The organism is Deinococcus aerophilus, from assembly GCF_014647075.1.
Lineage (GTDB): Bacteria > Deinococcota > Deinococci > Deinococcales > Deinococcaceae > Deinococcus > Deinococcus aerophilus.
On sequence record NZ_BMOM01000054.1, the window covers coordinates 1 to 10,260 of the forward strand.

Sequence of the window (10,260 nt, forward strand, 5' to 3'; positions counted from 1 at the left end):
ATAACACGCAGGGTGCCATCGGTCGATCCAAGGTCTACATATGCAATATAGAGCAGGCTGGGCACAGCCGTCAATAGGTTTTACCTTATGAGACCTCTAAAACTGCGCCTAGCGGGCTTACGTGTGGGCTATCCTGACCCACCCATTCCCATGACTCATACACCCGCGCCTAAACCCGTTTCAACTGATCTCGCCGCTATTGTTGTTCTCCTATCTCCTGCTCGCCTGTCCACTTATCCAGGTGCTGACGATGCATCCCGACTGGTGAGCTATGCCAAGAATGCCAAGCTTAGCGAGGCTTTGTTTCCAGTCCTTCAGCATCTTGAAATATGTCTTCGCAATAGGTGGGAAGTTGTTTTGGCTAGTCGTTTTGGCGCAGATTGGTACGATAATCCTTCTTTAAATAGACTTTTGAATAATTATGGCCAATTGGAGCTTCGTAAAGGTAAAGATAAGCTTACGAAGCTGGGGCGCTCTTTTTCTTCGGGAGCTATTATAGCTGAACAGACCTTTGGCTTCTGGACTAGCTTGTTTGGAACTAACTATGAAAAAGTGCTATGGGTTCCTCACGCTCGTGATCTTTTGCCGCATGCACTCCCATCAGAAAGGGACATTAAGGCTATTAGGATTGAGCTAAAAATGATCCGTGACCTTCGTAACAGACTAGCCCATCATGAGCCAATTTTAATGCGTCATAGTCTATGGAGTGATTATGAAGTTGCTCTCAAGTGGCTTAATTGGATAGCGCCTGAAGTAGAAGCTTGGCTAAAAAGCTCAAGTGTTGACCGTTTTCCAGAAGTCTATAAAGCCAATCGGCTTTGAGAACTGTTCTATTTTTAGGGCGATACTATAATTTGACCTACATGGGCTCAGTCTATATGGTATTCGCCCAGATCCTCGTCGAATCTTGGATCAACCAGCAGATAGGTCAGCTACCCTTCAAACATAGAAAAGAGAAGTACCGCGACGACTCAGTCATTCATCACCCACTAAACGTCATCCACTGCGAGAAACGGGGTCCGGAAAAAATCGACGTGCGCAGCGCCGAACTCGCTGGGCTGATCATCAAAGTCTGGCCGCTTTGACCTACGCAATTGAAATCTTGCCGGGCGCTCTAGGCGTCCGAACGCCCCAGGCGGCTTGGTGGTGCAGCGCCCCGAGCGCCCCCGCCTGTAGGCTGCGGCATGACCAACGCGCCGCTGATGCTGACGCCCCGCCAAGCTGCTGAGCGACTGGGGATAGGGCTGGGCACCCTGCGGAAACATGCGGCCACCTGGGAGGCGCTGGCCGGGGAGCCGCTGCCCCGTGGGGAGCATCTGGAGCGGTTGTGGCCGGAGTCGGTCGTGACGCTGCTGGGCGAGGCGCTGGTTGCCGTTCACTGCCGTGAGGCCGCGAGCGTCGAAGGGGCGCTCGGGGCGCTCTACCGCCCTGCTGCGCCCCTGTCAATCCCGCCGCTGGACGTGTCGGAGACCCTGCGGCAGTTCATCCGCGACGAAGTACGCGCGGTCATACGTGAGGAGATCGGTGTGATCCTGACCGCGTTGTCGTCGACGCCGACCACCATGGCCAATACCGACGCGGTGCGTCTAGCCGTTCGGGAGGAACTGAACATCCTGTTGGTGCGCCCCGGTGCCCTGGAGTCTGCGGCACGGCAAGCACCAGAAGCCCCAGTAGGCGCAGAGAGAGACAAGAGTACGCCCGTGGGTCCAGCGGCGCCTTCTCGGCCCTCTGGTGGGCCTGCGCTTCGGCCTCGATTTGCGGGGCGCAGCGGCGCGCTACTGACCCACCTTGAGAACGGCTGCGAACTGGTCAGCGGCGGCGGGATGTTCAGGGTGATGCTAGCGGGTCAGGTGGTCCAGTCGTATGCGCCTTCTGTAGCTCGCCGGGTACTGGAAGTGCCAGGCCTGCTGCGGCAGATCGGGCCAGACCGCTGGGCGCTGGCCTGACACTCGGCCTTGACCCTAGCGTCAGACCAGCGCTGGCGGACTAGCGGTAGCCGACTCGGTGTTGTGCGGCCTGGGCTAACCATTCCTTGCGCGTGCAATTTCTAGCTGGACTCTCTTCAATGCCCCAACAAATTTCGCCGCTCATGTCACGTTCGCCCGTGGCGTGATGCTCCCGGTAAAGGATGTTGCCTGTTTTCTGCTCCTGGGTCAGCAGCTCCAGGGTCAGTAGTTTGGTGTCATTGATGGTGATGTAGATGTAATCCGGCAGGTTGGTTTCCATGTCCACCATTGTCTGCATGGCTCGGGCACACGCCGCCGAAGACGTTTTGACGTTCCATAATGAGTGCGGCAAGTGCCGATGTGGACGTACATTTTGCGTTTTGGGTTCCGACGCTGTAGTCTCAATCCAATAGCCTGACGGCAAAAGCGAACGTCGCCCCACTCCGGCAAGAAGAAGGCGACGCTCAAGCAGCCCAGGGCTGGCCTGGACCTATAGCGTACCGCGCTCAGGGTCTGGGGAAAAGGGGTCTAGCCTTGAATCCTCGCCTGACTGAACGTTTTCTCGACATGGGCCGCGCGGCCCTCGCTTCCCGCGCGAGCGCTGTCGCCATCCCAGCCATGACCACGCCGGATGCCGCCCCGCTGCTCGTAGCGCCACCGGTGCCTATTGTCCGGCCCGCTGAGCAGCCCGTGCCCGTGGTCAGGATGTCAGCCACCCCACCGCCTGTCCGGCCCGTGTTGGCCTTCTCAGCGCCTTCGGAGCTGGTGGCGGGCCTTGACCTGAGCGAAGGCGCCAAGCGGGTCTACGCGGTCATGCACCGGCTGGCCTGCGACGTCGCATGGCTGCGGGGTCATAAGGTCGCGCCCGATACCGTGACCATGCACGTCCCAGCGCTGGTGGTCGCTGGGCTGGCTGGGTACACCACGCGGCACCTGCGGCGGCTGCTGCCGGAGCTGATGGTCGCCAAGCTGGTGGCTGGTGGGCCGCACGCCTCGAGGGTGGGTTTACGGTCCCTATGGGATGGATGCCTTTGGTCAATCAAGGTCCGGGCCGGTCAGGCGGTGCCGGTGGTCCAGCCCGCTGAATGGAAGCATCCGTGGCGACCGGGATTCGAGGCCGACGTGGTGGGCAAAACTGGGGCTGCCGAGTTCATGTCCGCACTACAGACCCTTGAGCTAAACGACGCTGAGAAAACGATGGCCGCCGCCCACGCCTCCGTTACAGCCGCTTACGGCGCAAAACCTGCCGCTGTCTCATCCAGTGCGGACATGGGCGGCGGGCGCGTGCAGGACGTGGTTTACCGCCTGGGTGAGCTGCCCCGCGTCCATGCCCGGAAGCGCCGCGCGCTGGTGGACGAGCTGGGCGGGCTGCTGGCCCAGGCGGTCGACGGCGGGTCGAAGTGGAAGAGGTTGTGGTGCGGGGTGATCTGGCGAACCTGGAACAGCTATGTCGAGGGCCGCTCGGGTGAGTTGCAGGCGCTCGGAGCCGCACTCCTGCGCCTTGAGGTGGACCGGGTAGAGGGCGCGCGGATGCGGAACGCCGGGGCGGTGCTGGTGGCCCGACTGCGGCCCACTTGATCTCGCTGAACTGAGAGGGTAGTCCGCCTCCCAACCTGTTGCGCTGGCCCGTGACGGCCTTCCTGTGGCCTCACCTGAGGCGGACAGATGAGCAACACTCACCTCCCTGCTGCCGGACCTTGTGGCTCATCCGCCCCGGCTCATCTTCCATAGATGAGGGAGTGGGTCATCTCGGACACCTGCGCTGCGCTTCGGTGGCGGTTCCGCTGCGCTACACCGCTGTTCCTGGGAGTTTGACAGTTTCAGACAGGTCGTAAATCCGTACATGGTCCGATGGATTGGAATAGGTCAAGCCGCCTTCGGTTTCCGGGGGGACTTCTCGCGGGCCTTCGGACGGTCCAGAGTCCCAGCTTCGACGGCGGCGCGCTCCATCTCCCCGATGCGCCAACCGCGTAGGCAGGGCACTCTGGCCCAGTCGCTGCTGTCCACGCTGCCGCCGCTGCGAGCGTGGATGTACTCGAGAACGCCCGACACGATGCCGTGGGGGTGGGGGTGACGGTCATGGTCCGCGCGGCATAGCCGGGCGTCACCGGGCTTCGCCAAGTAGTTGGCGTGGCCTTCCAGGTTGTAGACGGTCTGGCGGTCCTTGATGGGCAGCAGCGGACGCGCCAGCAGCCCAGCGGGGGCTGTGGTGATGTGCAGGTGGAGCCGTCCGCCTCTGGCCCGCTCCAGCTTCCACAGCGCCGAGTAGTTCAAGTCCACTACCAGGCGCACCACGCGGACAGCCTGTTCCACGGTGGCGGGGTCATACAGGCTGCCCGAGAATGGGAAGTCCACCACCACCACCACGAGCGGGCCGTGAATGGCTTCCAACCGCCGAAGCTGGTGCAGGATGTCGGCGGCGCGGCTGGCCTGAGCCTTGAGGTTCCAGCGCAGCACGGTGGGAATGCAGTTGTAGAGCTGCTTGTCAGGAATGCTGTCCAGGTCGATGGTCTGCCGGGGGCGGTAGGGGCTGGCACAGTACAGCGGGTCATCAAGCAGCGCCGGAAGGGCAGCGCGGATGACCTGGGCGTCGGTACCGTACTCGAAGACCTTGGCGTGTTCGGTAGGGCATAGCACCGCGCTGGGCGCGGTTGTATCATTCATGGGCATACTGGTTTTCCTTTCTGGCAGGCGTGGGGACGCCTGCCTGTTTCGTTGTCCTCCATGTTCCTGTCGATGTGCGTGTTTGGCAATCGAAGGCCGAACACCCTGAGTGAGCTATTCCTCTTGAGAGAGGCGTCTGGCTGAGTAATTTGATCGGGTGACCGCGAGATGCGTTGAAAGGGTGTCGATCTCGCCCGCCGCGCGTGTCGGTCACCACCTGCCGGTCAGCCGCAGTGATGGCCCACACGCTGGAAATATCGCCGTCACCTTGAAATCAGGGTCTGAAGGTGCAGCGCGGCGGGCTGGTCCGCATCGACAATGCCCATGACGCAAGCGCAGATGCCGAGGGCCGGGGGCGGATGTGTACGGGTGAGTGCAGGACTTGGACAACCGGCAGCCCGAGGGGGCAGTGAAACGACGAGGTGGTGAGCGGAGTTGCCCACAGGAGGAAGGACATGGTGAATGGAATGGAGCAGCAAATAACGGTCGACTCGGTGATCGAGTCCTCGGCGGACCAGGCAGTGCCGGTGATCCGCCGCCCGTCGAACTTGGACCGCTGGCATGAAGTCCGGCGGCAGGAGCATGACCTGATCGTCGGGCCGTCGATGGAAGCCGCCGCCGAGCTGCGCGCCGAGGGCCGGACCTGGAGCGAGTGCGTGGCGGAATTGAACCGGCGCGGTCTGACCTCGCGGATTGAAGCTCCCTGGACCTTCCCGTCGCTGACCCAGGCGTATGCCCGCTGGTGTAAGCGTCGGTGATCTGTGGCCCGCCAGCACGGCGGGCTTGCTGCTGCGCGGAGTTGATCTTTTCCATTGCATTTCTACAATGAGGTTCCGAGAAGGAAAAGGGATGCTCCGGATCCCAATGCCAGCGACGTTAGGGCACCATGGCTGGAACGTGCGACATCGCAGGGATGGATCTGCCGTCGCCAGAACTGTCGTGCTGAACGGCGTAACAGAACTTCTAAACGATGACCATCCCATTCCGTTACGTCTGATTGGACGTAACCTCTTGACATTACGTCTGATTGGACGTAACGTCTATCTCAGGTACGCACGTATAGGCGACTGGAATTTACGGAGCGAATGGGGACGCACGTAATGGAATGAACTCCCGGGCAAGGAGGAACCACTATGGACGTAGCAGTGTTGGTTAGCAAGCAGGCAGGCAAGAAGGTTTTTACAGGCACCCTAACCGCCTCCCTCGCCGTGAGCGAGTTGCGTAAGGGGACAATGGCTGTCAATCCTGAAGCGCAGCGTTCCCTCGCCAAGGGTGTCGGTAAGGACAGCACGATGGAACTGCTGGTGAGCGATAAGGTCCATAACACACCTCGCATGAAATCCTTCGTGAAGTTCATCGACCGCGTTATGGACCAGAACAGCAACACCGAGGGATTCCTGGGCGCGGTGCAGGTTGTGGTCCCCGAGGAGTTCAGGGAAGCCACCTTCGAGGCGCTCGAGGTGGATGCTGATGAACGCCGCAAGAATGCGACTTTGAGCACGTTCATCAAGGCACTCGACGGCAGTCAGGCAGGTACCCTCACGTTGCGCCCCCGACACGGTCAAGCGGGCCTGCATATCGTGGACGGTCAGGGCCGCATCTTCGGTCTTCACTCCTTTGAGAGGTCAGTTGAAGTGCAGCTGGAGAAGGTGCGCCGCGAGGTCAAAAAACTTCAAAAGGCAGCGCTGACCAGCAACGATCCAGCGACGGCACAGCGGCACCTGGAAGAGCAGCAGGAGAATGAACGGAAGCTGCGTGAGCGGTTGGAACGCATCTCTGAGTTTCTGAGCGAAACCCGGGTGTCCTTCGTGTGCTACGTCGAAGACATTCTGGAAGATGGACAAGTGGTTGGTCTCCCGGTCCAGGCGGAGAAGCGCCTCTACATCGAGGGGAACGCATTGAACGCGCAGGCCAGTAAGGAAGACGTACTGCGTTACGAAGGCTTCTCGCCGGTGATCGTCGACTTGGAGGAATACCGCACTACGCAGGAGTGGCTGAGCGATGACTTCATTGAGGACGAATCGAAGTCGATCGGCTCGAATTCCACACGCCTGTTCACCCTGTCCTCTCTGGCACAGGCCTACAGCTACGCCTATATCAACAAGCCGAACGCTCTGAGGGACGTGGATGAAACCATGTTCGACATCGTGGCCAAACGGCAGGCTTTCGTCCACGCCTACTGGGATCGAATTAACGAACTCTTTGGCGGCGTTTGGATTCCGTACTCCGAGACACCAAGTGACCGGCTTAAGTATGTCCGTGAACAGCGTGGACGTCAGAATGTGCTGTTCCAGGCCATCTTCCTGATTGCGCTTGGGCGTCTCGGATACGCTCTGGGCACTCACGCGAACTGGGATCCTGCATCCCCTGTGCTGAAGAAGCTGACGGCGTTGGACCCTGAGGCAGTTAGCTATTACGCGCAGAACCCGATGTTTAAGGGTGGCTACGACCGCACCTGGACTGAAACCATGATGAAGCCGTCCAGGAATGCAGATACCGGCAAGATGGACCGTTTCGCGTTCAACAACGTCAACGACACGATCAGCAATACCTATAAACTGCTTGCAAGCAAGGTCGGTATCGACCCCGTCGATGACGATGAAGATACGCAGACGGCGCAGCCACAGAATGATCCTGATGGCATCTTGGCCGTTGTCGCCAGTGACTAAGTGGCTATGTGCGAGGTGGCGCACCCTGGAATAGGGTGCGCCACTTTCCGTAAGCCATCGGCTGTAATACCCCTACGCACGATCGTGGCAGCCCACCAGCACGGCAGGCTTGCGGCTGGGCTGGATTCATCTTGTAGATGAACTCGCCAGCAACTGCGTGGCGGTGCCAGAAGCTGGGAGGGTGAAGCGTCATCGTCTGCAGCCGTCGAAAGTATGTGCCAGGTGGGGTGCCCTGTCACTGTGAAAGGGCTAGTACCTATGTGTCCTCACATGGGGGCGCCTGGGCAAACAAAGAAGGCGACCCGTAGGCCGCCTTTGATTTCTCCAACATAGCGCGGTATGCGTCGGGTGTCTAGCCTATGCGCCGAATGCGGTCTGCCGCTCTACTTGCGGCGGAACTCGACGGTCTCAGCGCTGGGGTTGATGTTGCTCGTTTTCCAATCCACGGCCAGCCACGCTTTGCCCTGGGAGTGGGTCTCGGTGTTGGACCACCAGGCAGGAGCATGCGTACTGCGGGCGGTCGCCGGAAGGTCGGCGCCGAGGATATTCTCGATTTCGCCGTAGCTGAGGGTGACCGAGGGGGTGGTGCTGGGGATGGCGGCCAGATGCGCGGCTAGTGGGGCATATCTCTTGCCGATGGACTTGATGACTTCGGCGTCCTTGACGCTGATGCTGCCAGCGGGCGTGCTGACGGGTTCGGCCAGGAACGCGGGCAGCCGTTGCAGGAGGGTTGCCGCATCGAGGCTGGCGGGGAGGGAGAGGTCAAGGACGACGTCACTGTCCGTGACCAGCTGTAGTTTTAGAAAACTTTTCATAACTAAAAATAACTTATTTAAGAGTTATCAGCATACCCCCGGCAACTTTTGTTATCAGGGGGTTTCATTGCTTTGAAGAAACCCCTATCATTGTTTCCATGGAAGATCTCCGCATTACCACCAATCTCCTCCGGGTGTTCCGGGTATTGCTTGACGACTTGGACGCCCAACACTACGCCCTCGACCTCAGCAAGTCCGCCAAGGTCAACGTCGGCACGATCTATGCTCTCGTTGCCCGCCTCCAGCGCGCCGGCCTGCTTCGCAGTGACCTAGAGGACGTTGATCCGGTGGTTGCTGGTCGGCCGCCCCGTCGCTATTACCGATTGACCGGCGAGGGCATCCGCTACGCAGAGCAAACCTTGCGCGAGCATCGCGCCGATATCGGGCTGTCTGGCGGTGTTCATGTATGACGTTATGAAAGAGATACTCACAGGTCTGCTCGGTGTGTGGATTCTAGAACGACTCCCCAATGTAGCGATGGCTATCGTCCGATTCGCTGCACGCCGGATGCCTACTCCGGAACTCCGCGAGCAGATGCACGATGATTGGACTGCAGATATTATGACGAGTGCTGGGCCTCTATCAGCTTTTCTGACAGCCATATCAATATTTGTGAGTGTGCCATCGATTAGGGCGGGATACGGCTACAAACCGTTCGGGCTTTATTCGGAGGCTCGATTACTACTCAGAGCTATAGTTTTACATTCGTACGCTTGCATTGGATTTATCGTTTTTTGGCTATATTCTATACTATATCGATATATTAAGCTCATGTCAGTAGAAAACTCTATTGAAATTGATAATATCAATAAAGATGTTCGTGCATTTTGGATCGGTATTGCAATATTGATCCTTGTGCTCATATTCAATTTCGGTATGCATAAAACTATGACAAATCTAATTAATCGTAGAGCGAGTCAATGATCCTTGAATTCTACCGTGGTGACCTAATTGCCCGCGCTTCGCGCCTCGCCATGTTGAACCCTGAGGAGCTACGCCGCCGAGCTGCCGAGGCCGCCCGCGACAAGGACCCAGACATGCTGTGGGCGCTGACCGAGGCACACCTGACCACGCATGGGGCTACCGGGGCACGGGTCAGTCCGCATACCCTGCGGGTCTACGGTCAGGCCGTCCGCACCTTTCTGGCCTACGCCACCGACAACGCCGTCGATCTGCTGAAACCCAGCGCGAACGTCGGCGCGCTGTACTTGCGGCACCTGGAAGCGGATGGCAAGAGAGCGTCCACCGTGCGGGTCAAGTTGGCCGGGGCGCGGGCGCTGTACCGCGCGCTGCGCTGGTCCGGGGCCACCACGGCAGACGCCTTCGCAGACGCCCGCGCCGCCCGTGACCTCACCGCCGCCTGGGACAAGCGTCAGCCCTACACCGAGGACGAGGCCGCCCGCCTGCTGGACCACGCCGATGCGCGGATGCAGGCGCTGCTGCTGCTGTGCGGTCACGCCGGACTGCGGATCGGGGAGGCGCTGACCCTGGACTGGGCTGACGTCGATCTCAGCGCCCGCGTCCTGACCGTCCAGCACGGCAAGGGCGGTAAGACCCGCCGGGTCAACCTATCCCGCTCGCTGGGGGCCGCGCTGGAGGCACTGACGGGCCAGGAGGGGTCAGTCATCGGCGGTGGTGCGGACGCGGCCCGCGAGCGGCTGGGATGGCTGTGCAAGCGGGCCGGGGTGAGCAACAAGGGCTTTCACGCACTGCGGCACTACGCCGGGACCAGGCTGGTGCGCGAGGGCCACAGCCTGGACGCCACCGCCCGCCACCTGGGCCACGCCTCGATTGAGACCACCCGGATCTATGCCAAGTGGGCCGATGACGGTCTACGCGAGGCGCTAGGCGATTGGTGAGGCCAGCCCAGCAGGCCGCCACCTACGCCGGGCCGCTGCGGAAGCACGACGCCAGCTACGCCGAGATCGCCTCGGAGCTGAACGCCAACGGCTTCCGCACCCGGCGCGGTTCGCTGTGGGAAGCGAAGGGCATCCTGCGGATGCTGGCCCGCTGAACGGCCGTAGGTACAAGAACGGCACCCAAAGGGTGCCGTTTGTTTACTGTGGGATCCGTACCTAGGGGACATAACACGCAGGGTGCCATCGGTCGATCCAAGGTCTACATATGCAATATAGAGCAGGCTGGGCACAGCCGTCAATAGGTTTT

The 10,260-nt window shown here is 60.2% G+C and carries 12 protein-coding genes; 9 read left to right on the top strand and 3 right to left on the bottom strand.

Going from position 1 to position 10,260, the window contains the following annotated elements; all coding sequences use genetic code 11:
• Positions 1 to 87: 87 nt before the first annotated feature.
• From IEY21_RS16160 to IEY21_RS16170, 3 genes are all read left to right on the top strand, one after another.
• On the top strand, positions 88 to 822 hold the full coding sequence (locus IEY21_RS16160; RefSeq protein WP_188905372.1) for an Abi family protein: 735 nt from the start codon (positions 88 to 90) through the stop codon (positions 820 to 822).
• A gap of 41 nt (positions 823 to 863) precedes the next feature.
• Positions 864 to 1,085: a hypothetical protein gene (locus IEY21_RS16165; protein ID WP_188905373.1), complete on the top strand. Its 222-nt coding sequence runs from the start codon at positions 864 to 866 to the stop codon at positions 1,083 to 1,085.
• Positions 1,086 to 1,184: 99 nt separating this feature from the next.
• Positions 1,185 to 1,946 (top strand): hypothetical protein, encoded by a 762-nt coding sequence (locus tag IEY21_RS16170; RefSeq protein ID WP_188905374.1) that lies wholly within the window; start codon positions 1,185 to 1,187, stop codon positions 1,944 to 1,946.
• 40 nt (positions 1,947 to 1,986) lie between these two features.
• Here IEY21_RS16170 and IEY21_RS16175 read toward each other — a convergent pair whose 3' ends face one another.
• On the bottom strand, positions 1,987 to 2,226 hold the full coding sequence (locus IEY21_RS16175) for a hypothetical protein (protein ID WP_188905375.1): 240 nt from the start codon (positions 2,224 to 2,226) through the stop codon (positions 1,987 to 1,989).
• Between the two features lie 416 nt (positions 2,227 to 2,642).
• On the opposite strand from IEY21_RS16175, the gene IEY21_RS16180 reads away from it, so the two are divergent.
• Positions 2,643 to 3,524 carry a hypothetical protein gene (locus IEY21_RS16180; protein ID WP_188905376.1) on the top strand — a complete coding sequence of 294 codons (882 nt, stop codon included), beginning with the start codon at positions 2,643 to 2,645 and terminating at the stop codon, positions 3,522 to 3,524.
• 288 nt (positions 3,525 to 3,812) lie between these two features.
• On the opposite strand, the gene IEY21_RS16185 is transcribed toward IEY21_RS16180, so the two are convergent.
• On the bottom strand, positions 3,813 to 4,610 hold the full coding sequence (locus IEY21_RS16185) for a hypothetical protein (protein ID WP_188905377.1): 798 nt from the start codon (positions 4,608 to 4,610) through the stop codon (positions 3,813 to 3,815).
• Between the two features lie 455 nt (positions 4,611 to 5,065).
• On the opposite strand from IEY21_RS16185, the gene IEY21_RS16190 reads away from it, so the two are divergent.
• The gene (locus IEY21_RS16190; protein ID WP_188905378.1) at positions 5,066 to 5,368 is read left to right on the top strand and encodes a hypothetical protein; all 303 of its coding nucleotides are present in this window, start codon (positions 5,066 to 5,068) and stop codon (positions 5,366 to 5,368) included.
• 375 nt (positions 5,369 to 5,743) lie between these two features.
• Entirely contained in the window at positions 5,744 to 7,279 is a 1,536-nt protein-coding gene (locus IEY21_RS16195) for a DNA sulfur modification protein DndB (protein ID WP_188905379.1), read from the top strand.
• Positions 7,280 to 7,662: 383 nt separating this feature from the next.
• Here the strand turns inward: IEY21_RS16195 and IEY21_RS16200 are convergent, their stop codons facing one another.
• Entirely contained in the window at positions 7,663 to 8,094 is a 432-nt protein-coding gene (locus IEY21_RS16200; RefSeq protein ID WP_188905380.1) for a DUF7662 domain-containing protein, read from the bottom strand.
• A 98-nt stretch (positions 8,095 to 8,192) separates the two neighbouring features.
• On the opposite strand from IEY21_RS16200, the gene IEY21_RS16205 reads away from it, so the two are divergent.
• The 3 genes from IEY21_RS16205 (at position 8,193) to IEY21_RS16215 (ending at position 10,108) form a co-directional block, all read left to right on the top strand.
• A complete protein-coding gene (locus tag IEY21_RS16205; RefSeq protein ID WP_188905381.1) occupies positions 8,193 to 8,504 on the top strand; it encodes a PadR family transcriptional regulator in 312 nt (103 codons plus the stop codon).
• A gap of 510 nt (positions 8,505 to 9,014) precedes the next feature.
• A complete protein-coding gene (locus IEY21_RS16210; protein ID WP_229753182.1) occupies positions 9,015 to 9,953 on the top strand; it encodes a tyrosine-type recombinase/integrase in 939 nt (312 codons plus the stop codon).
• On the top strand, positions 9,950 to 10,108 hold the full coding sequence (locus IEY21_RS16215; protein ID WP_188905382.1) for a hypothetical protein: 159 nt from the start codon (positions 9,950 to 9,952) through the stop codon (positions 10,106 to 10,108). Before IEY21_RS16210 ends, IEY21_RS16215 begins: the two co-directional genes overlap by 4 nt.
• The last annotated feature ends 152 nt before the right edge of the window (positions 10,109 to 10,260 follow it).